The organism is Mesorhizobium sp. LNJC394B00, from assembly GCF_000502555.1.
GTDB lineage: Bacteria > Pseudomonadota > Alphaproteobacteria > Rhizobiales > Rhizobiaceae > Mesorhizobium.
In genome coordinates, this window is record NZ_AYWH01000002.1 from 536,340 (window position 1) to 559,288 (window position 22,949).

The 22,949-nt window shown below is 63.8% G+C and carries 26 protein-coding genes; 13 read left to right on the top strand and 13 right to left on the bottom strand.

The features are described 5' to 3' along the window. Positions 1 to 57 precede the first annotated feature (57 nt). Both X751_RS156625 and denD read left to right on the top strand, forming a co-directional pair. Positions 58 to 264, top strand: coding sequence for a hypothetical protein (locus X751_RS156625; RefSeq protein ID WP_023683268.1), 207 nt, complete (start codon positions 58 to 60; stop codon positions 262 to 264). 11 nt (positions 265 to 275) lie between these two features. After that, on the top strand, positions 276 to 1,259 hold the full coding sequence (gene denD, locus X751_RS156620) for a D-erythronate dehydrogenase (protein ID WP_023744208.1): 984 nt from the start codon (positions 276 to 278) through the stop codon (positions 1,257 to 1,259). A 10-nt stretch (positions 1,260 to 1,269) separates the two neighbouring features. On the opposite strand, the gene X751_RS156615 is transcribed toward denD, so the two are convergent. The 4 genes from X751_RS156615 to X751_RS156600 all read right to left on the bottom strand — a co-directional run bounded on the left by X751_RS156615 (position 1,270) and on the right by X751_RS156600 (position 5,298). After that, positions 1,270 to 2,442: a nickel/cobalt transporter gene (locus X751_RS156615; protein WP_023744209.1), complete on the bottom strand. Its 1,173-nt coding sequence runs from the start codon at positions 2,440 to 2,442 to the stop codon at positions 1,270 to 1,272. Then, entirely contained in the window at positions 2,439 to 3,107 is a 669-nt protein-coding gene (locus X751_RS156610) for a DUF1007 family protein (RefSeq protein WP_023744210.1), read from the bottom strand. The genes X751_RS156615 and X751_RS156610 overlap by 4 nt, the downstream gene beginning before the upstream one ends. Positions 3,108 to 3,196: 89 nt before the next feature. Continuing rightward, the gene (locus X751_RS156605; RefSeq protein ID WP_023744211.1) at positions 3,197 to 4,096 is read right to left on the bottom strand and encodes a LysR family transcriptional regulator; all 900 of its coding nucleotides are present in this window, start codon (positions 4,094 to 4,096) and stop codon (positions 3,197 to 3,199) included. A gap of 2 nt (positions 4,097 to 4,098) precedes the next feature. Beyond that, complete coding sequence (locus X751_RS156600; RefSeq protein WP_023744212.1) at positions 4,099 to 5,298, bottom strand: amidase; 1,200 nt, start codon at positions 5,296 to 5,298, stop codon at positions 4,099 to 4,101. A 541-nt stretch (positions 5,299 to 5,839) separates the two neighbouring features. On the opposite strand from X751_RS156600, the gene odc2 reads away from it, so the two are divergent. Beyond that, positions 5,840 to 6,973 carry an ornithine/lysine decarboxylase gene (gene odc2 / locus X751_RS156595; RefSeq protein WP_023671923.1) on the top strand — a complete coding sequence of 378 codons (1,134 nt, stop codon included), beginning with the start codon at positions 5,840 to 5,842 and terminating at the stop codon, positions 6,971 to 6,973. Positions 6,974 to 7,120: 147 nt separating this feature from the next. Next, complete coding sequence (locus X751_RS156590; RefSeq protein ID WP_023744213.1) at positions 7,121 to 7,792, top strand: N-acetyltransferase; 672 nt, start codon at positions 7,121 to 7,123, stop codon at positions 7,790 to 7,792. Positions 7,793 to 7,861: 69 nt separating this feature from the next. On the opposite strand, the gene X751_RS156585 is transcribed toward X751_RS156590, so the two are convergent. The 7 genes from X751_RS156585 to flhA form a co-directional block, all read right to left on the bottom strand. Beyond that, positions 7,862 to 8,146 (bottom strand): SCP2 sterol-binding domain-containing protein, encoded by a 285-nt coding sequence (locus X751_RS156585; protein WP_023744214.1) that lies wholly within the window; start codon positions 8,144 to 8,146, stop codon positions 7,862 to 7,864. Positions 8,147 to 8,344: 198 nt separating this feature from the next. Continuing rightward, positions 8,345 to 8,893: a hypothetical protein gene (locus X751_RS156580; protein WP_023714023.1), complete on the bottom strand. Its 549-nt coding sequence runs from the start codon at positions 8,891 to 8,893 to the stop codon at positions 8,345 to 8,347. Positions 8,894 to 8,921: 28 nt separating this feature from the next. Further along, positions 8,922 to 9,338: a hypothetical protein gene (locus tag X751_RS156575; protein ID WP_023671919.1), complete on the bottom strand. Its 417-nt coding sequence runs from the start codon at positions 9,336 to 9,338 to the stop codon at positions 8,922 to 8,924. Between the two features lie 13 nt (positions 9,339 to 9,351). Further along, positions 9,352 to 9,924: a rod-binding protein gene (locus tag X751_RS156570; RefSeq protein ID WP_023744216.1), complete on the bottom strand. Its 573-nt coding sequence runs from the start codon at positions 9,922 to 9,924 to the stop codon at positions 9,352 to 9,354. A 290-nt stretch (positions 9,925 to 10,214) separates the two neighbouring features. After that, positions 10,215 to 10,598, bottom strand: a complete 384-nt coding sequence (locus X751_RS156565; RefSeq protein WP_023744217.1) for a hypothetical protein — start codon at positions 10,596 to 10,598, stop codon at positions 10,215 to 10,217. A gap of 1 nt (position 10,599) precedes the next feature. Then, positions 10,600 to 11,352, bottom strand: a complete 753-nt coding sequence (gene fliR, locus X751_RS156560) for a flagellar biosynthetic protein FliR (protein ID WP_023691740.1) — start codon at positions 11,350 to 11,352, stop codon at positions 10,600 to 10,602. Then, positions 11,349 to 13,436 (bottom strand): flagellar biosynthesis protein FlhA, encoded by a 2,088-nt coding sequence (flhA, locus tag X751_RS156555; RefSeq protein ID WP_023671908.1) that lies wholly within the window; start codon positions 13,434 to 13,436, stop codon positions 11,349 to 11,351. Before flhA ends, fliR begins: the two co-directional genes overlap by 4 nt. 123 nt (positions 13,437 to 13,559) lie before the next feature. Between flhA and X751_RS156550 the strand changes: the two genes are divergently transcribed. After that, entirely contained in the window at positions 13,560 to 13,859 is a 300-nt protein-coding gene (locus X751_RS156550; RefSeq protein ID WP_023683279.1) for a putative quinol monooxygenase, read from the top strand. A gap of 39 nt (positions 13,860 to 13,898) precedes the next feature. Here the strand turns inward: X751_RS156550 and X751_RS1000000166830 are convergent, their stop codons facing one another. After that, on the bottom strand, positions 13,899 to 14,213 hold the full coding sequence (locus tag X751_RS1000000166830) for a hypothetical protein (protein WP_156936365.1): 315 nt from the start codon (positions 14,211 to 14,213) through the stop codon (positions 13,899 to 13,901). A 170-nt stretch (positions 14,214 to 14,383) separates the two neighbouring features. Between X751_RS1000000166830 and X751_RS156545 the strand changes: the two genes are divergently transcribed. From X751_RS156545 to X751_RS156510, 8 genes are all read left to right on the top strand, one after another. Beyond that, positions 14,384 to 14,650: a hypothetical protein gene (locus tag X751_RS156545; RefSeq protein WP_023744218.1), complete on the top strand. Its 267-nt coding sequence runs from the start codon at positions 14,384 to 14,386 to the stop codon at positions 14,648 to 14,650. A 90-nt stretch (positions 14,651 to 14,740) separates the two neighbouring features. After that, complete coding sequence (locus tag X751_RS156540) at positions 14,741 to 15,394, top strand: XRE family transcriptional regulator (RefSeq protein ID WP_027049833.1); 654 nt, start codon at positions 14,741 to 14,743, stop codon at positions 15,392 to 15,394. A 37-nt stretch (positions 15,395 to 15,431) separates the two neighbouring features. Continuing rightward, complete coding sequence (locus tag X751_RS156535) at positions 15,432 to 16,508, top strand: extracellular solute-binding protein (protein WP_023728389.1); 1,077 nt, start codon at positions 15,432 to 15,434, stop codon at positions 16,506 to 16,508. A gap of 22 nt (positions 16,509 to 16,530) precedes the next feature. Further along, positions 16,531 to 17,403: an ABC transporter permease gene (locus tag X751_RS156530; RefSeq protein WP_023744219.1), complete on the top strand. Its 873-nt coding sequence runs from the start codon at positions 16,531 to 16,533 to the stop codon at positions 17,401 to 17,403. After that, a complete protein-coding gene (locus X751_RS156525) occupies positions 17,403 to 18,200 on the top strand; it encodes an ABC transporter permease (RefSeq protein ID WP_023744220.1) in 798 nt (265 codons plus the stop codon). Before X751_RS156530 ends, X751_RS156525 begins: the two co-directional genes overlap by 1 nt. Next, complete coding sequence (locus tag X751_RS156520) at positions 18,197 to 19,312, top strand: ABC transporter ATP-binding protein (protein WP_023744221.1); 1,116 nt, start codon at positions 18,197 to 18,199, stop codon at positions 19,310 to 19,312. The genes X751_RS156525 and X751_RS156520 overlap by 4 nt, the downstream gene beginning before the upstream one ends. Before the next feature lie 50 nt (positions 19,313 to 19,362). Further along, positions 19,363 to 20,748: an FAD-binding oxidoreductase gene (locus X751_RS156515; protein WP_023744222.1), complete on the top strand. Its 1,386-nt coding sequence runs from the start codon at positions 19,363 to 19,365 to the stop codon at positions 20,746 to 20,748. A gap of 58 nt (positions 20,749 to 20,806) precedes the next feature. Then, entirely contained in the window at positions 20,807 to 21,175 is a 369-nt protein-coding gene (locus X751_RS156510) for a cupin domain-containing protein (protein ID WP_081725355.1), read from the top strand. Between the two features lie 23 nt (positions 21,176 to 21,198). On the opposite strand, the gene X751_RS156505 is transcribed toward X751_RS156510, so the two are convergent. Further along, a complete protein-coding gene (locus tag X751_RS156505; protein ID WP_023744223.1) occupies positions 21,199 to 22,842 on the bottom strand; it encodes an MFS transporter in 1,644 nt (547 codons plus the stop codon). Positions 22,843 to 22,949 lie beyond the last annotated feature (107 nt).

The window sequence follows — 22,949 nt, forward strand, 5'->3', positions numbered from 1 at the left end:
AGGGAATTTCATGGCATTGGCATCCGAGTTGACGAGTTCCCAATGTGGCGGGACGGCATGATGGATCGCGACACGCGAAACGCGCTGATTGCCGCAGCCTGGATCATGCTGCTGTTCGGCATCGCGGCGTTCTATCTGCCGACGGTGATGCTGGCTGTCGGCAATATCTCGACCGTACTTGCCGGCATCGTCGGCATCGCCTTCGTGCTGGCATTCTTTCTGGTGTTCTGGTTGCGGGGTCGCAGCCAGAACAAGGGCAAATAAGAGGCTTTGAAATGCGCATCCTGATTACTGGCGCCGCCGGCATGGTCGGCCGCAAACTTGTCGACCGGCTGGCCAAGGACGGCACGCTCAACGGCCGCAAGATCACCGGGCTCGACCTGCACGACATCGTGCCGCCGCAGGCGCCGGCGATGGACGGCGTCAGCATCGCCACGCATACCGGCGACCTTGCCGACGCCGGTGCTGCCGAGAGCCTGGTGGCGTCACGCCCCGACGTCATGTTCCATCTCGCCGGCATCGTGTCGGGTGAGGCGGAAGCCAATTTCGATCTCGGCTACCGCGTCAATCTCGACGGCACACGGGCTCTGTTCGATGCGGTCCGGCTGGCGGGCTTTTCGCCGCGTCTGGTCTTCACCTCGTCGATCGCGGTGTTCGGCGCGCCGTTCCCCGATGTCATCCCGGACGACTTTCATCCGACGCCGCTGACCTCCTACGGCACCCAGAAGCAGATGAGCGAGGCGCTGCTGGCCGACTATTCCAGGCGCGGCTTCTTCGACGGCATCGGCATAAGGCTGCCGACCATCTGCGTGCGGCCCGGCAAGCCGAACAAGGCGGCGTCAGGTTTCTTCTCCGGCATCATCCGCGAGCCGCTGAGCGGCCACGAGGCGATCCTGCCGGTGCCGCGCTCGGTGCTGCACACCCATGCCAGCCCGCGTTCGGCGGTGAACTTCCTGATCCATGCCGCCGGGCTCGACGGTGCCGCTGTCGGGCCGCGCCGCAACCTCACAATGCCCGGCGTTGCCGTCACCGTCGGCGAGCAGATCGAGGCGCTGGAGCGCATTGCAGGCGCCGACGTCGTGAAGCTGATCCGCGAACAGCCGGATGAGACCATCTGGGCGATCGTCAAGGGTTGGCCGACGCGCTTCGAGGCGCGCCGTGCAACGGACCTCGGCTTCAGCGCCGAAAACAGTTTCGATGAAATCATCCGCGCTCATATCGAGGATGAGTTGGGCGGAAAGATCGCGGGTCAGGCCTGACCCGCCGAGGTCATACAGTTCCGGACAGGCTCGCCGACAACAGCAACAGCCCGAACAGGAAGACGAACGCGGCGCCGCCGATTTCGACGAATGTGTGGATACGGTTGCCCATGCGGCCATCGCCGGCGAAATAGACCGCCCAGTTCTTGGCTGTCACAGCGATCGTCGCCAACGCCGAGACTGTGATGGCGGTGCCGATAGACATCGCCAGCACCGACAGCAGGCCGCCGAGCCACAGGCCGTTGAGCAGCGCGAAGCTGAGCACAATCAGCGCGCCGGAGCAGGGGCGGATGCCGACGGCGGCTACAGCCGACCAGGCCGTGCGCCAGTCGAAGCGATCGCCCGACAGCAGCGCCGGATCAGGCGCATGCGAATGGCCGCACGTGTCGCAGACCTCGCCGGCCGGTTGATCGTGAGCGGCGTGATTGTGATGAGCGTGGTCGTGATGGGAATGATCGTGTGTGTCGTCGTCGTGCGCGGCGTGATCGTGATGATCATGCGAATGGTCGTGATGCACATGCAAGGCATGCGCCTGCGCCGCGTGGCTGTGACCGGCATGCGAATGGCCGCCATGGCCGGCGTGGGCTGCCGACAGGCTGTAGGCGGGCGCCCTGCCGAACCAGCGCTGGACCGTGGGCCCAAGCTTGCGCCACAGCAGCCAGGCGCCGAACAAAGTGACGAAGACATAGCTCATGATCTCCATGAACCAGGCTGCGTCGGTCATCGAGATCGCGGTGCCGCGCAGGACGAAATAGGCAAGCAGCATCACCAGGATCGCGGTCAGGCCCTGCAGCAGCGCCGAGACGAAGGACAGCAGGATACCGCGCCTGAGCGCCACTTCATTGGCCACCATGTAGGACGAGATCACCGCCTTGCCATGGCCGGGGCCGGCGGCGTGGAAAATGCCGTAGGCGAAGGACAGGCCGATCAGCAGCCACATCTTGCTGCCGTCCTCGCGCATTGCTTTCATCGCCGTGGCCAGTGCGCGGTAGAATTCCTGCTGGCGCAGATTGATCCACATCAGGATGTGGGCGAACGGGCCGGTCGTGGGCGCCATGCCGTCATTGACACCGATGCCGAGTGAACTCTGGGCATGGGCCTGCCCGAGAAAGTGCGTCATCAGCAGGGCAGCGGCCACGAGGCCGAATGCCAAACGCAGGGACGTTTTCATCACCGGATCTATCCTTCTGGCGGGCAATTCAGTTCGAGCTTGGTGGCGAAGATCTTGCTCATGTCGGTGCCTGTCGGGTCGTTGAAGAACGCGTCCGTCAGGGTCTTCTGGTTTTCCTTGATCGCCTCGTCTGGATCTGGCCGGATGACGCTCTTGGTGCAGTTCGAGGGCAGGCCTTCCACGGTGATGTTGCTATCCTCGGTGAAGTCGATCGCTGTGTAGAAGGTTGGATCGTAGACGCCGAAATCGATCTTGCCGGCGAGCTTGATCGGCACCTTGGGTTCGGATTCGAACAGGATGATCAACTGGTCGTTGTCGAAATTGGCCATCAGATGCGGTGGCGGCGTCATCGGCACGTCCTTGCCGTCGACGGTGACGAGCTGGAAATAGTTGAATTCGGCCAGCGAGGCATGAACGGTGTCGGCGACATCCTTCAGCTCCTTGTCGTCAAGCTTCAGGTCGGAGTTCTTGTCGAACTCCATCATCACCGTACTCGAAAACAGATCATCGAAACGCCAGAGGTGGCGCAGCGCTTTCACACTTTGGTGATCCGGAGAGAGGATCACGTCGAGGCGGGCCTCGGCGAAGACATGAGGATGCGCGCCAGCCGCTCCGACGGCAGCAAAAGGCGCCGTCAGGGCCGAAGCCAGCATGATTGCGTGCCGTTTCAGATGCATTCTCGGTCGCTGTTCCATCGGCCTCGGAGAGATTTCGAGAGGTTACCAGAAAGCGGGCGAAATTGGGACCGCGACACAGCAAGACCGGGTCAGGCGCTCTCGCGCGTCTTGAACCACTGCACCAGGAAATCGACGAAAACACGGACTTTGGCCGGCAGATAGCGACGGTGCGGGTAGACGGCGAAAATCCCGCTGCCCGACTGGATGCGGTCGTCGAGCAACGACACCAGCAGCCCGGATGCGAGGTCGGGGGCGGCGATGAAATCGGGCAGGATGGTGAAGCCCAGGCCGGACACGGCGGCGGCTCGCGCGGCCATCGGGCTGTTGACCTCGATGGGACCCGATACGTTGACACTGACTGACTCCTCGCCCTCGCCCCTGAAGCGCCAGTTGGCGAGCGAGCGGCCATTGGTGTCGACGATGCAGGGCAAGTTGGCGAGATCCTGCGGGCGTGTCGGCTTGCCGTGCTTGGCGATCAGCTCCGGCGAGGCGCAAAGCTTGATCGAAAACGGCCCCAGGCGGCGGGCGATCAGCGATGAGTTCTCCAGGCGCGAGATGCGCACGGCGAGATCGAAACCTTCCTCGACCAGATCGACAAAACGGTCGTCGAGATGGATGTCGAGCACGATGTCGGGATGCTGTTTGGCGAAATCGATGAGCGACTGGCCGATCGGCGCGTCGGCGAAGGTGCGCGCCGCCGACAGCTTGATCCTGCCGCGCACGTCGCCGGAGGATTCGCGCACGGCGTCGGCCAGGCTGTCGACCTCGCGCACGATTTCCGAAGCGCGGCTGTAATAGGTATGGCCGGCCTCGGTCAACGAGAACTGCCGCGTGGTGCGGTTGAGCAGCAGCGCGCCGAGTTCGTCCTCAAGTTCGCGCACATATTTCGACAGCAGCGCCTTGGAGCGACCGATCTTGCGCGCGGCCGCCGAAAAGCCTTCGGCCTCGACGACGTCGATGAAGGCGCGCATGCGGGTCAGTGTATCCATCATCAGGCCTTTCGAGCCGCATCGAGAATTCGCCGGCCGAGCCGTATCAGGGCAATGTCGCTGCCGGGAGGGCCGAGCAGAGAGAGGCCGAAAGGGGCACCGTCGACCGAGCCCAGCGGCAGGGTGATTTGCGGAAAGCCTGAAAGACCCGAAAGGCACAAAAGATGCAAGGCCCTTGCGCGGTAGGCTTGGAGCTGCTGCGGCTCGCTTTTGACCAGAGGTGCGGGGCCTGGAACGGTAGGCAGGACAAGAAACCCGTCCTGGCCGAGCAGCGCGGCTAGCTCGGAGCGGAACGTCAAGCGTCGCACCGCCTCGGCCCGCGCGGTCTTTTCGTCGATTGTCCGGCCGAAACCAAAGCGCTCCTCGACGCCCGGCCCGAGATCGCGCTCGCCCGAAATGATCCAGGCGCCATGCTGCTGCCAGGCCTCGGCGGCCTGGAGGCGGCGAAAGCACCAGTAGAGCTCGTCGGGGAAGGAGGCGAAGCTGTACTCTACCGGCGCCGGCTCACCGACAAGACTGGCGGCCAGCGCTCTCATCCTGGCATATTCGGCTGCCTCGGCGGGGCCGGCCACGAAAGCGTCCAGCCAGCGGATCGAAAGCGGCCGGTTGAGCGGATGCTGATGCGGGTCGCGGCCAAGCAACAGCTTGCCGATCGTCTCATAGGTTTCGATGTCGTCGGCGAACCAGCCGAACGTATCGAAGCTCGGCGCCAGCTTCATCGTGCCTTCGAGCGAGATGCGGCCATGCGTGGTGCGCAGCCCGATCAATCCGCAAAAGCTCGCCGGGGCGCGGATCGAGCCGCCGGTGTCGGAGCCGGTGGCGATATCGGCAAGCTTGCCGGCCACCGCCGCCGCCGATCCGGAGGACGAGCCGCCGGTGACGCGATCGGGAGCGGCCGGGTTCACCGGAAACGGAAAATGCGCGTTCTGGCCCATCAGCGAGAAGGCGAACTCGTCGGTCTGCGTCTTGCCGATGAAACGCGCGCCGGCGTCGAGAATCATCTGCACGGCCGGTGCCGTGCTGGACGCGGCGTGGGACTCGGCGAACTTCACCGGATTGCCGCAACCGGTGCGGTAGCCGGCGACGTCGTAAATGTCCTTCACAGCCAGGCGCAGCCCGGCCAGTGGCCCCAGTTCCGCATTGGCGACCGGCATTCGACGCAGGTCGAGAAGGGCGTTGAGCGGGCCGTGCGTGCCTGGCATCGTTCGATATCCGTATACAGTAGGCCCAGCATTGTTCGATGCCGGAAATTTTACAACCTGGAGTACGATTTTTATTGATTGTGAAATCTTTCGATCTTATATCGCGCTTGCCCAAAGTCGCACGTGCCTGTGGGTGTCCGCCGATCCTCGAATGGTGAGGGAAATCGGTAAGGTAACTGGAGCTAACCCCTCCAGTCGGTCTAGCGGCCAACCGCCAGCCCGAGGACACCTTGAAGCAACGACGGTGCGGGCCTTTCTGGTGTTCTGCCGGTCGTCCAAAGACCGGGGTTACTGAAGAGGCACACCTTCATTGCCGGCAGTGCGGACGGGTCTCCCATCCAAGCCAAGGCAGACAAAGCGAACCGAGGCCGGGCAAGGCCAAGGTTCACCGCCGCGAGACGGCGTTTCATGGTTCCGGGGTCTCCACCGGCTGGTTCCATGGATTTCCGTCCCGCCTTTGTTTGACCGCGTGTTCGCGAGGCCGAAAGCCCGCGTCCCGCAGCCTTATTGCGCGCCGCAAGGCGTTAATGGAGAGACCCCGATGGCCACCCAGCGCATCCTCGACTTCCTCGCCACCCGACGTCCGTCCGGCCCCTGCCTCGTCGTCGACCTCGATGTCGTGCGCGACAATTTCCGTGCCTTCGAGAAGGCGCTGCCCGATTCCAGAATCTACTATGCGGTGAAAGCAAACCCTGCGCCGGAGATCCTGCGCCTGCTTGCTGCGATGGGCTCGTCCTTCGACACCGCTTCCGTTGCCGAGGTCGAGATGGCGATGGACGCCGGTGCGCCGGCGGACCGTATCTCCTTCGGCAACACCATCAAGAAGGAGCGTGACATTGCACGCGCCTACCAGCTCGGCATTCGGCTGTTTGCCGTCGATTGCGTCGAGGAGGTCGACAAGATCGCCCGCGTCGCTCCCGGCGCGCGCGTGTTCTGCCGCGTGCTGACCGACGGCGAAGGCGCCGAGTGGCCGCTGTCGCGCAAGTTCGGCTGCGTGCCGGCGATGGCCGTCGATGTGCTGCGCCATGCCAGGACGCTCGGCCTCGACGCCTATGGCGTGTCGTTCCATGTCGGCTCGCAGCAGACCGACCTGACGGCGTGGGACCGTGCGCTGGCCGACGCCAAGAAGGTGTTCGCCACGCTCGCCGACGAAGGCATCGTCCTCAAGATGGTCAATATGGGCGGCGGTTTCCCGACGCGCTATCTGCGTGATGTGCCGGCGGCTCAGGCTTACGGCCAGGCCATCTTCTCGGCGCTGCGCAAGCATTTCGGCAATGCGATCCCTGAGACCATCATCGAGCCGGGCCGCGGCATGGTCGGCAATGCCGGCGTCATCAAGTCGGAAGTCGTGCTGATCTCGAAGAAGGCCGAAAACGACAATGTGCGCTGGGTGTTCCTCGACATCGGCAAGTTCGGCGGTCTGGCCGAGACGATGGACGAGGCGATCCGCTATCCGATCGTCACCCGCCATGACGGTTCGGAGACCGCACCTTGCGTGCTCGCCGGCCCGACCTGCGATTCGGCCGACGTGATGTACGAGAAGACGCCGTATCCGCTGCCTCTGTCGCTGACCATCGGCGACGATGTGCTGATCGAAGGCACCGGCGCCTACACGACCACCTACTCGGCGGTCGCCTTCAACGGCTTCGAGCCTCTCCGATCCTACGTGATCTGACGGCTTCGGCCTTCAGATCACCCCAGGCGGACGTTTGCGTCCGCCCGGGTTCGCCTGTGGAACAAGCTCCGCTCGTGAAGGATCGCGGAAATGGACATTGTAAATTACATTGATGGTGCCGTGGGAATCTCCCCCCTTGAGGGGGAGATGGCAGGCAGGCCAGAGGGGGTCGTCTCGCGTGAAGCGCCGGCATCCCTCGTCCACGACGCGGTGTCGCGTCACGTCGTGCCGACCCCCTCTGTCGCCTTCGGCGACATCTCCCCCTCGAGGGGGGAGAGTGCCCGCGCCATTCCCATCGTCGCCGAAACTGCGGCAGACATTGCATTGCGTGAAGCGTTGCTCGATCGCGCTATGGGGCCGATGCGGCGCAAGAAATCGTCGGAGAAGCTGCGGCGTGGCCGCCGGCCTTCCAAAGGCCTCGCTTTTGTCGTGCGCGATGCAACCGGCGCGGTTGCTGGTACGGTGCGGCTGTGGGACGTGCGTCTGGGCGAGGGTGGCCCGGGAGCACTTCTGCTCGGACCGCTCGCCGTCGATCCGGCGCTGAAGAACGCCGGCATCGGCTCGGCGCTGATGCGCCATGCTTTGGCCGAGGCCGCGCGTCTCGGCCATGCCGCGGTGCTGCTGGTAGGCGATGCGCCTTACTATGGCCGCTTCGGCTTCTCGGCGGAGAAGACCGGCGCGCTCGCCATGCCTGGTCCGTACGAGCGGCACCGCCTGCTGGCGCTGGAATTGATCGATGGTGCGCTCGACGGCGCGCATGGCACGCTGAAGGCTGCAGGTCGCAAGCTCAAGACACAGAGGCTGTCGCTGGCCGCCTGATTGTCCAAAAACAAACGCCGCCGGTCCTTTGCATTTCAGCGAGGGCGGCGTTTTGTTTTTGCGAAGGGCTCAGCCGATCAGCTGGCTGAGCGCCATGGCGACCGACATATCGCCTTCGACCTTTATCTTGCCGGACATGAACGCCATGGTCGGATTGAGGTCGCCGGCGATCAGCGAATCCAGATCGTCGAGCGACAGCTTGATGGTGCAGTCGGTCGGCGCATCAGTGTTTGAGACGGTCGCACCGTCAATGACGATGACGCCGTCACTGCCGGTATCGAACTTCACGGAATGTTCGAACCCGGCGCTCGCCACGCGCGACCTCATCTTCTCGGCAATGTCCTGAACGCTCATGACTGTTCTCCTGGTCTCGTTGCGTTTTGCCGCGCTTCAGTGACCGGCCTCCGCCAAAGTCGCTGTCTCGCGCGTGCCGCGATCCTGGTCGCTTGGCGCATATAGCTTCGAGTTGACGTAAACGTCAACGCGGTCGCGATGCGTCATCTCGTTTCAGTCGGAAGGAATGCGGCAGAGACATTCACCCTGCGATGAAGGTTAGTGTTCAGCAGCGGACTTCGCCGCCTCGGCCTGGGCCGATTCCGCCGGGGCCGGTTCGGTCGGCGTGGCCGGATCCTTGCGGCGGCGCATGGCGTTGTCGCGGATTTCGTCCTTGGTCAGGAAGTTGACCTGGTCGATCAGCACTTCATGCACCAGGTCGGCGCCGACGCGCGCGTTGACGGTGTCGCGTATGGCCTTGCGGAAGGCATCGAGATCGATGGTTTCCTTCTTGGTGAAGTCGATCTGAGGATTGGAGTAGAGATAGGAATAGACCTGATCGGTCATCAGGGCTTCGGCCGGAATCGACATCTTCTTTATCTCGGCCGGCTCGACCGTGTAGACGAGCTTGGTGAGGAAATAGCCGTCGATCTTGGAATCGCGGATCAGCGGCACCGAGATGATGTCGGTCTTGACGTAGTCGAGGCCACCCAGCATCGGTTTCGGCGTCTCGCCGACGCCGCGCTCACCGGCCGCCTGGAACGAATAGAACACGGCGCCCAGCGTGGCGGCGCAGATCCAGATCGCGGCGGCGATGAATTTGATCACCGGTTGTTCCCGCCTGGTGCCGAGATCATCAGCTCGCCCAACCGAATTCGCCGGCCGAATAGGTGCCGTCGGCTTCGGCGCGCTGAATGGCGTTCTTCAACAGCGTGGCGACTTCGTTGACCGCGTTGAGGTGGGCGAGGATTGCAGCCTCGTTTTTCGCGAGCTTCTGGCGCAGCCGCGCCAGACTGTCGCGATGCTGTTCCAGGAATTCGATCTCGTTGGCGCCCTTCATGGCGCGGGTCAGCTCATAGAGGTAGCGGCTCTTGCGGGCGTTGGAGGCCTTGAGGTCATAGCTGGTGTCGTTCTTCAAACCGGCCGTCTCTTCCTCGACCGCTTCCTCGATGCGGCCGATGATGGCGGCAAGGTTGCCCGGCCGTGCAAACGGGATCGGCGCTTCGGACGTACGCGCCGGCAGGTTGGAAGAGTATTTTGAAAAATCGGCCATTGAAAATCCTGGTCTAGATCTTGATTTCGGTTTTGATGGTCGTCTCGTCGCCGGTCATCGACCGTGCGGCCTTGCGCTGCAATTCCTCGACCAGCGAGGTGGACAGCCGGGTCTGCTGGTCGATCTCGGTCTTGTGCGGCCCGGTTGACACCGGGCCGATCGGCACGGTGCGCTTGCCGTCCTTGTAGTGGTCGGCGACCAGCGATTTGGCGATGCCGATCCCTCCGCGCTCGGCCATGACGTCGGCGACACGCTCGGCAAGCTGCGATTTCCACATGTCGCCGGCCAGCCCCTTGCCGTAGACGCCCTCTGTGTCCTTGGGCAGCATGTTCTGGATGAAGGTCTGCAAGACCATCGCCTCGAACTTCTTGAACTTGCTGGCGGGATCGTCATTTGCGGCGGCCTTGTCGGCGGTGGCGCGCGACAGAATCGAGCCGGCATCGACCGAAGCAGCCATGTCGACAGAAAAATTACCGCCAACGCCGTTGGCCCGCTTGGCCAGCGCGGCACGGGCAGCCTCGATATCCGCCGGGTCGACGGCTCGGGCAACATCGAGAACGATGTCACTGGGTGGAGAAATCGCCAAGAAAGTCCGCCTCTTTGCCGGGTTTCCTGAGCGACCATGCCGCAACAAGCTTGTGGCAGGCTTGCCGGCTCGAAATTCTTCGCCGGATGCTAGGCCATTGCTATCAGCAGCGGCAACTCCGGCTGGGTCGATGCGATCTGGTCGTTTGCGGTGGGCGCTGCCGGCTCGCCATGGTCAGATCGTAGGTGGCGTAGGCGCAGAGGCCGAACACGGCGCCGTACACCCAACACAGCCCGCCGCACGGAACGAAACCGAACGCCGTCCGCAGGTGACCCGGCTCTAACTTCCGATTATTCCTGCCCTCGCCTCTGCGCGATCAGATCGAGCCGGTCGCGGTCGGAGCGTTCGCGTTCGTCGCGGCTTCGGACGTCCTTGTAGGCACGTTCGACCATGTTGGTGCGCGCCGTCGCAGTGGCGATGAGCGTGATCTCCTGCCTGGCGCTTTCCAGGCTCGCTTCCTGCCGGACCAGCGCATTGGCGATGCGGCGATGGTAGAGGTCAGGGAACAGCACCGCCATCGACTGGTCGGCGTCGAAATGCTGGACAAGTTCCCTGGCCTCGGTTTCGGCGGTTGCCGCTGCCGCCAGGAAGGCCGCATGGCGCGTCTCGTGCAGGGCCTTCAGCTGCTCCTGCACCTTGACCAGTTTCTTCAGCCGTTCCTTGCGCGTGCTCATCTCACCTCGCCAGCGTCAGATCGACAAAGCCGTCGACGAACAGCGACAGCATGGTGCCGATGGCGAAGTAGAAGATGATCATGCCGCCGGCGATGACGAAAGGCAGTGAGATGAAGTAGACCGGAATCTGCGGCGTCAGCTTGTTGACGAAGCCGATCGTCAAATTGACCAGGATGGCATAGGCGATGAACGGGCTGCCGAGCCGGATGACCAGGAAGAAGGCGTCCGACACCGTGTCGGTGAGATCGACCAGGGCGGCCTGCGGATTGAAGAAGACGTTGACCGGCGCCACCGTGTAGGAGGCGACCAGAGCGCGGATGATCTCGTGGTCGAAATCGAAGACGAAGAGCAGCAGCAACGCTGAAAACGAGATGATGGCGGCGAGGGCCGCCTGCGGCTCTGGCTCCTCGATGGCGGGGCCGCCGGTGCCGCCATAGCCGATCAGCATGGCGATGGCCGAACCCATGAAGCGCAGCGCCTCCATGTAGAGCCTCGTCATCGCGCCGATCAGCCCGCCGACCAAAAGTTCGGAGATGATCATCGGCGCCAGCACCTGCGGACGCGCATCGACGAAGGGAAAGATCTTGTCCCACAGGAAGGCGAGCAGGCCACCGGTGGCGGCGATCGACACGAACAGCCGGACCTGGACCGGCACGCGGGCGCTGGACAGGCCCGGCATCAGCATGAAGCAGGCGCCGATGCGACAGAAGGCGAGGAAGGCGGCGATGACGACGCCTTGCGACAGTATGTTCACGAGATCGTCCCGAGCACCTTGATCTCGACGCCCTTGGCGATTTCGACATGGGAGAGAACGGGAAGCGTCGTGAACAGGCGCTCGATGATCATGCGCACATAGGGGCGAGCATCGGGCGCGGTGACGAGGACAAAACGCTCGCCGGCCTCGAGATGCTTGCGGATCGCCTTGGTCGCGTCCTGGCCGAATTCCTCCAGCTGGCGCGGGTCGATGTCGAATTCGCGCACCTCGCCCTTGGCGTCGCGCTTGAGGCTCTGGTGGAAGGCGAGGTCCCAGCGGTTGCCGAGGCGCAGCACCTTGAGCATGCCGCCCTCGGAGAGATCGCCGCAGATCTGCTGGGCCATGCGGATGCGGACATGCTCGACGATCTGCTCGGTGCGGCGCACATGCGGTGCGATCTCGGCGATAGCCTCGATGATCAAATGCAGGTTGCGGATCGATACGCGTTCGGCCAGCAGCAGTTTCAGCACCGCCTGCAGGCCGGGATAGGAGATGTGCGAGGTGCAGATCTCGTCGGCGAGCTTGCGGTATTCCGGATCCTGGCGCTCGAGCAGCGCCTTCATGTCCTTGTAGGACAGAAGCTGCGGCAGGTTGTTGCGGATCACCTCGGACAAATGGGTGAGCAGCACCGACATGTTGTCGGCAAAGGTATAGTTCTCGCGCTTCAGATCCTCGGCGAAGGTTTCCAGCACCGAGAAGGCGCGCATGCCGAAGGCCGGCTCGCGGATTTCCTCGCCGGGAACGTCGGGCAAATCCCGGTTGCCGAGCAGCACCATGATCTCGCCGACGCGCATCTGGTATTCGGCGACGACGGTGCCGTGGACCTTGATCTGGTAGCTCTTCGGCGGGATGCCGAAATCGTCGGCGACGCGCACTTCCGGCACGACGAAGCCGTATTGCGTGGCAAATTTCTTGCGCATCTTGGCCATGCGGAACACCAGTTCCTGATGCGACACCAGCAGCCGCGTCGACAGCTGCTTGCCGATCAGAAGCTCGATCTCGGCGGTGGTCAGCGAAGCCTTGACCGAGTTCTTCTCTTCCTCGACCTTGTTCGCCTTCTCCAGATCCTTGATCGCTTCGGCGGCGGCAGCCTCTCGGTTGGCGCGCATCGGGATGACGTAGCCAAGGCCGGCCATGCCTGCAGCCAGCGTGAAGAACGGGAAGAACGGCAGGCCGGGCATCAGGCCGAGCAGGACGAGCAGCGAGGCCGCGACATAGAGCGCGCGCGGATGCGCGCCGAGCTGGCCGAACACCGCCTGGTTGGTCGAGCCGCGCGTGCCGCCCTTGGACACAAGCAGGCCGGCGGCGAGCGAAACGATAAGCGCCGGGATCTGGGTGACGAGGCCGTCGCCGACCGACAGCTTGATGAAGACATCGGCGGCTTCGCCCATGCCCATGCCGTGCCTGATGTAGCCGATGGCGATGCCGCCGACGATGTTGATTGCGGTGATGATGAGGCCGGCAATGGCGTCGCCGCGGACGAATTTCGAGGCGCCGTCCATCGAGCCGAAGAAGGAGGATTCCTCTTCCAGCTCGCGGCGGCGCAGTTGCGCTGTCTTGTCGTCGATCATGCCGGCGGACAGGTCGGCGTCGATCGACATCTGCTTGCCGGGGATAGCGTCGAGGGTGAAGCGGGCGCCGACTTCGGCAATACGGGTGGCACCCTTGGTGATGACGATGAAGTTGACCACAATCAGGATCATGAAGACGATCAGGCCGATGACGAAATCGCTGGCCATCACAAGTTTGGAGAAGCCGGCGATGACATAGCCGGCGGCGTGCGTGCCCTCATTGCCGTGCGACAGGATCATGCGCGTGGTGGCGATGTTGAGCGATAGCCGTAGCATGGTGGCGATCAGCAGCACGGTCGGGAAGGACGAGAAATCGAGCGGCCGCTGGATCCACAGCGCCACCATCAGGATCAGCACCGACAGTGCGATCGAGAAGGCGAGGCCGATGTCGATGAGGAAGGCCGGGATCGGCAGGAACAGCACGGCCAGGATGATGACGATGCCGATGGCGAAGAAGACATCGCGGCCGTTCTTGGCCACTGTTCCTGTCGCTAAGCTTTCGCTGACCGCCATGTCGTCCCCAATCACAAGCCTGCCGAGCACGCGACAGCCCTTCGAGCCTAACCGGTCAAGCTTGCGCGAGGGTGGGAGGACTGGTTACTTGCCAGGACGACAGAGGCCTTGAGGAGAGAGATCATGCTGGTGATCATCGGCACCATTCGCCTGCCTGCGCAACGGCTCGACGAGGCAAGGCCGGCCATGCGGCGCATGATACTGGGCAGCCGTGCGGAGCCCGGCTGCATCGAATACTCCTACGCGCAGGACGTGCTCGACGTCGGGCTCATCCATGTAACCGAGGTGTGGAGCGACAGGGCCGCGCTCGACGCGCATTTCCGCTCGCCTCACATCGCCGATTGGCGGGCGAGTTGGGCATCGCTCGGCATAGGCGAGCGCAACCTCATGCTCTATGAGGCCGGCGAGCCGAAGCCGATCTGAGGACCGGGCACAGTCAAGAAGGCGAGGCCCCAAGAAAGTCTAGCAGGCGTTGACCTGTCTGCAGGACCATCCGCCGCCATCGGTATCGTGGCAGTCTTCATAGCTGCCGTAGCAGGTGTTCGTTGAATTGCGATACCAAGGGTAGCCGCCAGGACAGCAAACATCTTGTTGTGCAGTATGGATAAATTCCTTTGCCGGCCGGCTTTGGTTTTCCGGATTGCCTCCCGCCAAAAAAAGAGACATCGGGTGTGACACAACAGACCTAACCGGCATATCCATGCTTGAATTGCTCACCGCAGACGAGCTCAAAAAAATCATGCCAACAGCTAATGAAAAAAATCCCCGCGCACTCATCTTCTCCTCCTTGAGGGAAATAGAGACGGCCAAAAATAACACAGCTGCGTCGATTGCGTAAGCGATCGCTCATATACCTCGACACGCTCGCGGGGAATTGAAGCGGGGCGGCAAGCCTGACTGCGCCTCAGCGCCAGAATGGCGCCGCAAGCAGCCGGCATTATGTCGGCGTGCTGATCGTCGCCGAACTGCACAGCGATCCGTCCGATGGTGAGACGCCGGTGCTGGCGCCGGCCAAATTCCGGCATGCGGTGCTGGTGCCGACCATGAACGTCCAGTCCACCGCCGAAACCTCCAGCGCGCCGTCGCCGAGGAACTGGCGGTGGTCGAGAATTTCGACAACCGGGCCGTTGTCGGCTTTTGACCGAGGGCCATCTGATGCGACGCTACGCCGAGGACTCGACAATGCGCGGCGCGACCTGTCGGGCGAAGACTAGGCCTCGGCCGGCATCTTAAATGTCCCTACTCGGCGCTTGCCACGTGTACAGTGTCACTGTACAAATTGTTCAGTGGGAGAAAAAGACGGGATGAGCACCGACCAGGCTCCGGTCAAGAATGGCGTCGCCTCGACGGCGACGCATGCCCATCAGATGCTGGGCCAGCGGCTGAAGAGCCTGCGTCTCGGCCGGCGGCTTTCGCTGCGCGAACTCGCCGAGCTGACCGGGACCAGCGCCAGCTTCATCAGCCAGCTCGAGCGCGGCCTGACCGGCGCCAGCACCGCCTCGCTCAACCAGATGGCCTCGGCGCTTGGGGTGAGCGTGGCGATGCTGTTCGAGGATAGTGCCGCCGGGCAGCGCGGGGTCTTGCTGCGCAGCGAGCGGCCGAGCCTGCCGCCCAGCGACGGCTGCCGCAAGATGCTGCTCTCGCGTCCCCCTTTAAGCGACATGGAAGTCTATGTCGGCGAGTTCGAAATCGGCGGCTCGACCGGCCCAGCGCTCTACACCCATGGCGACGCGCACGAGATGCTCGTCGTGCTGCGCGGCATCGTCGAGGTTTCGCTCGGCGATGTCAGGCATGTGCTGGAAGAGGGCGACAGCATCGAATACGCGACATCGACAGCACATCGCTCAGAGAACATCGGCAGTGGCCGAGCCGAGGTGATGTGGATCATTGCGCCACCGACTTCGGTGCGCGCCGAACTCGATCAATACAGGGCCTGGAAACCGCTCGCAGCCAGGTAGGTTCAATCCATGCGGGTCAAATGGGAGAACAATAATCATGCTGAAAACAAGACATCTTGGCCTTGGCGCCGTGCTGGCGCTCGGCGTTCTGGCAACCGCAGCGTTCGCGCAGGAAAAGCCTGTCGCGGGTGAGGTCAAGGAAGGCTCGCTCAAGGGCAAGACGCTGACGCTCGTCTCCTATGGCGGCATCTACCAGGACGGCCAGGCCGCCGCGCTCAAGGAGTTCGTCGAAAAGTCCGGCGCCACGCTGCTCAATGACGGGCCGACAGAGATCGCCAAGCTGCAGGCGCAGGTCGAATCCGGCAACGTCACCTGGGACGTCGTCGACACCGCCGACCTGCCGCCTTACGTCTATTGCGGCAAGCTGTTCCAGAAGCTTGATTTCAGCAAGCTTGACGTCTCCAAGGTGCCCGAGGGCCAGGTCGGCGAATGCTCGGTGCCGGCCATGAACTACGGCGTCGTGCTGATGTACAACAAGGAGAAGTATGGGGATAACCCGCCCAAGAACTGGGCCGATTTCTTCGACACGGCAAAATTCCCCGGCACGCGCGCGCTCGACGGTTCGGGCGACCCGACGGGCGGCCTGCTGGAGCAGGCGTTGAAGGCGTCTGGCGGCGACCCGAAGGCGATGACGGCGGCCGACATCGACAAGGCCATCGATGTCATCCGCAAGCTCGGTCCCGACACGATCTATTGGAAGACCGGCGCTGAGTCGCAGCAGCTTGCCGAATCTGGCGAAGCCGACATGCTGATGATGTGGACCGGACGTGCCATGACGGCGGTGAAGAACGGCGCCAAATATGCGCCGGCCTGGCAGGACTGGCTGGTGGTGATGGACCAGATGACCATTCCGGTCGGCGTCAAGGATACGGATGCGGCTTATGCGCTGCTCAATGCCTATCTCGGCAAGGGGGCGCAGGAGATCCTGGCGCAGCAGACCTCCTATACGCCGATCAACAATGACGCGCAGCCCAAGGTCGATGCGTCGGTCGCCGCCTTCCTGACCAACACGCCCGAGCGCCAGAAGCAGGGTTACAAGCAGAACATCAAGTTCTGGGTCGAGAACTTCCCGGTGGCGCAGGAGAAGTGGTCGGCGCTGATGGCAGGCAACTGAACAGCCAAGTGAGAGCCAGGCCGTGAGCGCGTCCGAACCCATCGCCCAACCCGCCGCCCATGCGCGGCCGGGTCGGGCATGGCGGCCGTTCGCGCTCACGGCGCCGGCGCTCATCCTGCTTGTCGCGGTGATCGGCTACCCACTGCTCACCATCGTACTGCGCAGCCTGTCGGAACCTGAGTGGGGGCTGCGGAACTATGCCTGGTTCTTCGGCGCGCCGGTCAACCTGACAGTGCTGCAGCGGACTTTCGTCATTTCGGCCTGGGTGACGCTGGTCTGCGTCATCGCGGCCTATCCCTATGCCTATCTGATGACCGCGGTCGGGCCGCGCGTCCGGCTGGTGCTTGTGCTTTGCGTGCTGATCCCGTTCTGGGTGAGTGGTGTGGTGCGAACGCTGTCATGGGTGATCCTGCTGCAGGATTCGGGCGTCATCAATTCGTTGCTGCGCTCGGTCGGGTTCGACGGCGTCAAGCTGATCCGCACCCAGACCGGCGTGGTCATCGGCATGGCGCAGGTGCTGTTGCCGTTCATGATCCTGCCGCTCTATTCCGTGATGCAAGGTATCGACCTCAGGCTGATGCGTGCGGCGCAAAGCCTCGGTGCGCGGCCGTCGCGCGCGTTCTTCACCGTCTATCTGCCGCTGTCGCTGCCCGGCGTCTATGCCGGCGCGATCATCGTCTTCATCCTGTCGCTCGGCTTCTACATCACGCCGGCTTTGCTCGGCGGCCCGCGCTCGACCATGCTGTCGACGCTGGTGCAGACGCAGGTGCTCAGCCTGCTGCAATGGGGCAGGGGCGGCGCCATGGGCGTCGTTCTGCTGGTCACCACCTTCGTGCTGCTGGCGCTGGCAGCACCCGTGATGCGGTCCAGTCATCGGGAAGCGGGGCGGCGCTGATGGAGATGAAGCCGCTCACCCGCGTTCTTCTCGGGCTCGTCTGCCTGCTGGTGGCGATATGGCTGGTGGCGCCGACGCTGGTCGTGGTGCCGATGTCGTTCAACGAAAACAAATCGCTGGCGTTTCCGCCGCAAGGCTTTTCCTGGCAGTGGTACCAGAATTTCGCCACCAATCCGGACTGGTCGAACAGCTTCCTGAACTCGCTGAAAGTCGCCTCCATCGTTGCCGTCCTGGCAACGGTGCTCGGCACGCTTGCCGCCTTCGGCCTCGACCGCATGAAGGCGCGGCCGGCGAACCTTTTGCGTATGCTGATGCTGACGCCGATGGTGGTGCCGGGCGTGGTGCTGGCGATCGGCATCTATGCCGTCTATCTCGACACGCAGCTCGTCGGGACGCTGCTCGGCTTCGTGCTGGCCCACACCATCCTTGCGCTGCCCTTCGTGCTGATCGCGGTCTCGGCCAGTCTCGAAGTGTTCGACCGCCGGCTGGAGACAGCCGCCGCGAGCCTGGGCGCCAGCGCACTGACCACGTTTCGCACGGTGACGCTGCCGCTGATCGCGCCGGGCGTGCTCTCAGGCCTGCTGTTCGCTTTCGCCACCTCGTTCGACGAGATTGTCGTGTCGCTGTTCATCACGAACCCCTATCTCAAGACATTGCCGGTGCAGATTTTTGCCTCGATCACGCGCGACGCCGATCCGACGGTGGCGGCTGTCGGCACGATCCTGCTTTTCGCGACCACGATCCTGATCGGCGGCGGCATGCTCCTTCTTGGCCGCGAGCGGAAAGGACGCCAATGAATCCGAAGCCGACAAGCAAGGGCGCGGCGATCGATCTCGAAGCGATCAGCAAGGCCTATGGCGGCTTCAAGGCGCTGGACGGCGTGTCGCTGCGCATCGAGCCCGGCGAGTTCATGACGCTGCTCGGCCCCAGCGGCTCGGGCAAGACGACGACGCTCAACGTGATTGCCGGTTTCACCGATGTCACCAGCGGCAAGCTTCTGGTCGGGGAAAAAAGCGTCGTCGGCGTGCCGGCGCACAAGCGCAACATCGGCGTCGTCTTCCAGCATTACGCGCTGTTCCCGCATATGAGCGTCGGCCGCAACGTCGCCTATCCGCTGACGCTTCGCGGCGTCGACCAGGCGACGAGGCAGACACGCGTGGCAAGGGCGCTCGACATGGTCAAGATGGGCGATTTCGCGCATCGCTATCCCAGCGAATTGTCGGGCGGCCAGCAGCAGCGCGTGGCGTTGGCACGCGCCATCGTCTTCGACCCGCCGCTGCTCCTGATGGACGAGCCGCTCGGCGCGCTCGACAAGAAGCTGCGCGAATGGCTTCAGCTCGAGATAAAGCGCATCCATCGCGAACTCGGCACCACCTTCGTCTATGTCACGCACGATCAGGAAGAGGCGCTGGTGCTGTCGGACCGCATCGCCGTGTTCAACCGCGGGCGCATCGAGCAGGTCGGCACCGGCCGCCAGCTCTATGACGAGCCGGCAACGCTGTTCGTCGGCCGCTTCATCGGCGATTCCACCGTGCTGCGCGGCAAGGCGCGCAGCGATGGCAACAGCACCGCGCTGAGCATCGCCGGCGAGACGGTGACGGTACCGCGTAAGCTGTCGGGAGAAGCCAGTCCGGTGATGCTGCTGCGTCCCGAAAAGCTCGCGATCCGAAGAGCCGGCCAAAGTGCTGCCAATGGCGCCAACCGCCTGTCGGGGACGATCGCGGAAGCCATCTATCTCGGCTCGGAATCGAAATACGAAGTTAAGCTCGCCGACGGCTCGGCCGCGATCGTGCGCTCACCACTGACCGGCGAGAGTTTTGGCCTCGGCGACAAGGTCGAGCTCTGCTTCGACGGCACCGACGCCAAGCTGCTGGCGGACGACGCAAGCGCCGACACCACACTCACCTGATTCCATCTGGCCTGATCCCATCTGGCCTGATCCCATCTGAAAGTCATTCCATGCAAGCCAAGCGCAACGGCGACATATCGTTCTGGTATGCGGATCTGGGGGCGGTTCCCGTTCCGCGCCCGCCCTTGCCTGGAAACATCGAGGCCGATGTCGCCATTGTCGGCGCCGGCTATACCGGCCTGTGGACCGCCTACTATCTGAAAAAGGCGAAGCCATCGCTGCGCGTCGTGATCGTCGAGCGCGAATTTGCCGGCTTCGGCGCTTCGGGGCGCAATGGCGGCTGGCTGTCGGGCGGCTTCAGCTGGTCGCGCGAAAAATATCTCAAGACATCGAGCCGGCAAGGCGTGATGGCGATGCAGGCTGCGATGGCAGGCTGCGTTGACGAAGTGATCCGGGTCGCGACCGAGGAAGGCATCGACGCCGACATTCGCCGCGTCGACAACCTGACGGTGGCCACCAACGCAGCGCAGTTGGAGCGCGTGCGCGAAGAATGCGAGACGATCCGTTCCTGGGATGTCGACCCGAACCGCGTCGAGATGCTGAACGCCGCCTCAACGCGCACGCGCATCAACATCCGTAACGTCATGGGCGGCTTCGTAGTCCATGGCCAGGCGCGGGTGCAGCCGGCCAAGCTGGTGCGTGGGCTTGCCGATGCCGTCGAGCGGCTGGGCGTGCCGATCTATGAGAAGACGACGGTGACAAGCATCGCCAAGGGCAGCGTGACAACAGACCGCGGTACGGTGCAGGCGGAGACGATCATCCGCGCGACCGAGGGTTTTACATCAGGCATCCCCGGCGAGGAGCGGACCTGGCTGGCGCTCAACAGCGCGCAGATCGTGACTGAGCCGCTGCCCGCCGACCTGTGGCGCGACATCGGTTGGGAAGGGCACGAACTGCTCGGCAATGCGGCGCATGCCTATTGCTATGCCCAGCGCACGCGTGAGGGACGCATCACGATGGGCGGACGCGGCGTGCCTTATCGCTACGGCTCGCGCACCGACGTCAACGGCCAGACGCAGCAGGCCACGATCGACCAGCTGCACACGATCCTGACGACGCTCTTGCCGCAGACCAAGGGATGCCGCATCGATCACGCCTGGTGCGGCGTGCTCGGCGTGCCGCGCGACTGGTGCACCACGGTCGGCCTCGATCCCGCGACCCGCATCGGCTGGGCCGGCGGCTATGTCGGCCTCGGCGTGTCCAGCTCCAACCTTTCGGGGCGCACGCTGGCTGACCTTGTTCTCGGGGCAAACACCGAGCTGACGAAGCTGCCCTGGGTCAACCGCAAGGTCAGGCCATGGGAACCGGAGCCCTTCCGCTGGCTGGGCGTGCATTCGATGTACCAGCTTTATCGCATTGCCGATGGCCGCGAGGCGGCAGGGCTTGCGCGCACCTCGAAGCTGGCCGCGTTGGCCGACAGCATCACCGGCCACTAAAGCCATTTGTTCTCACGCAATTCCGGGGCAGACCCCTTTCCTGGAATTGCTCTTATCCATGGAGCTAGACTTGATCGATCTTTCGACCTTCCACGATCTCGCCAAGGCCGAGATCGGCGCGTTCTCTCCTAAGCCAAGCTCGATTGAAGGCGATCAGGTCGAGGCCGTGCGCTCGTTCTTTCAATCGCCTGACGGGACTGTCGATGTCGGCATCTGGGAATGCACGCCCGGCCGCTTCACCGCCGATCGTTCGGACTCGTCGGAGATCTGCCACATCATTTCGGGGCGCGTGGAACTGAGCCGCATCGATGGCGAGGTGCGGGAACTCGGTCCGGGCGATCTCCTCGTCCTGCCGCAGGGCTGGAAGGGCGAGTGGCTGATACGCGAGACCACGCGCAAGCTCTACATGATCCAGAGCGCCGGCTGACCGGCGCTACGGCTATGGCGAGCTCAGTGATCGATCGGCCCCTTCGGCGAGACCAGCGCGGTGCCGGCGGTCGTCGGGCGCTCGATCAGGCGGCGCACGCGCGGCGGTTCGTCGCCGCTGTGCAGCGCCCGCACCCGCTCGCCGACGACGGCGTCGGCATGGGTGGCGCGCCGGTTGTGGCGGATGTATTCCAGCCAGGTCGGCGTGTGGTAGTGTTCGATCCAGACTGCGGGATTTTCTAGGTCCCGAGCCAGCGTCCAGTTGCGGGCGCCGTCGCGGCGGCGGATGCGCCCGCGCTCGGCCATGGTGGCGAGGAATTCGGGCACATCTTCGTCGCGGATAATGTACTCTATCATGATGGCGATGGGGCCGCTGCGCGGCTTCAGGTCGAGGCCGAGATGCGGCTCCTTGAAGCGGTTGAGCGGGTCGAGGTTGAGAGTCGTCTGCTGCGGCAGCGGCAGGAACAGGCCGATGGCGCCGCCAACAAGCATCGCGATGGCCGCCGCAATCAGCGCGGTTTCGGCGCCATGCGCATCGGCAACGACGCCCCAGATCCAGCTGCCCAGCGCAATGCCGCCGAAGGTCGCCGTCTGGTAGACCGACAGCACCCGGCCGACGACCCAGCGCGGCGTCGACATCTGCACCGTGACGTTGAAATGCGACAGCGCGATCACCCAGCAGGCGCCGCCGATGAGCAAACCCGCCGCAGTCTGCCAGGCATTGAGGCTGATGGCGGCATTGAAGGCGCAGACGGCAAAGCCGGCGAAGGCCATCCGCACCATCGTCTCGCTGGACAGCAATTGTCTGAGACGCACGCTTATCAGCGCGCCGCCGACGGCGCCGATGCCGAAGGCGCCGAGCATGATGCCGTAGGTCAAGGCATCGCCCTTGACGACGTCGCGCGCCACCAGCGGCAGCAGCGCCAAAACCGCGCCGGCGCTGAAGCCGAAGGCGAAGCCCCTGACCAGCACCTTGCCGATGTTGGGCGACATGGCGACATAGCGCAGGCCGGCGCCCATGGCGGCGCCCAGCGTCTCGCGCGGCAGCGTCGAGACCGGCAGCTCCGGCTTCCAGCGGAAGAGCACGATGATAAGACCTATATAGCTCAGCGCATTGGCGGCGAACGCAGCAGCCGCACCAGCGGCGGCAACGATGATGCCGCCGATCGCCGGGCCGACGCTGCGTGTCAGGTTGAAGCCCAGTGAATTGAGTGCAACCGCGGCCGGCAGCTTGTTGCGCGGCACCATGTCGCCGACCGATGCCTGCCAGGACGGGTTGTTGAGCGCCGTGCCGCTGTCGATCAGGAAGGTGAAGGCAAGCAGCGTCCACGGCGTCATCCAGCCGTTCCAGGTGAACAGCGTTAGAAGTGCAGAGACGACCAGCATGAAGATTTGGGCGATCAGCATCACCTTGCGCCGGTTGAAGCTGTCGGCGATGGCGCCGGCGACGAGTGCAAACAGCATGATCGGCAGAGTGGCCGAGGCCTGGACCAGCGCCACCTGATAGGGCGACGTGGCGATGGTGGTCATCATCCAGGCGGCGCCGACGCCCTGGATCAGGCCACCGAAATTCGACACCAGACTGGCCGACCAGACGGCGCGGAAGATGCCGTGCCGGAACGGCGCCAGCGCCGAAACGCGTTCGCTGTCCGGCTCGTCATCGATCATCAGACCTGTCCCACCTTAACGTGCTGGTTTCGTCCGCCGGGACGACAATCATGGCATCCGTTTGAAATAGAGCACGACATCCAAAAGGGCGAACGCGTCTTCGAAAA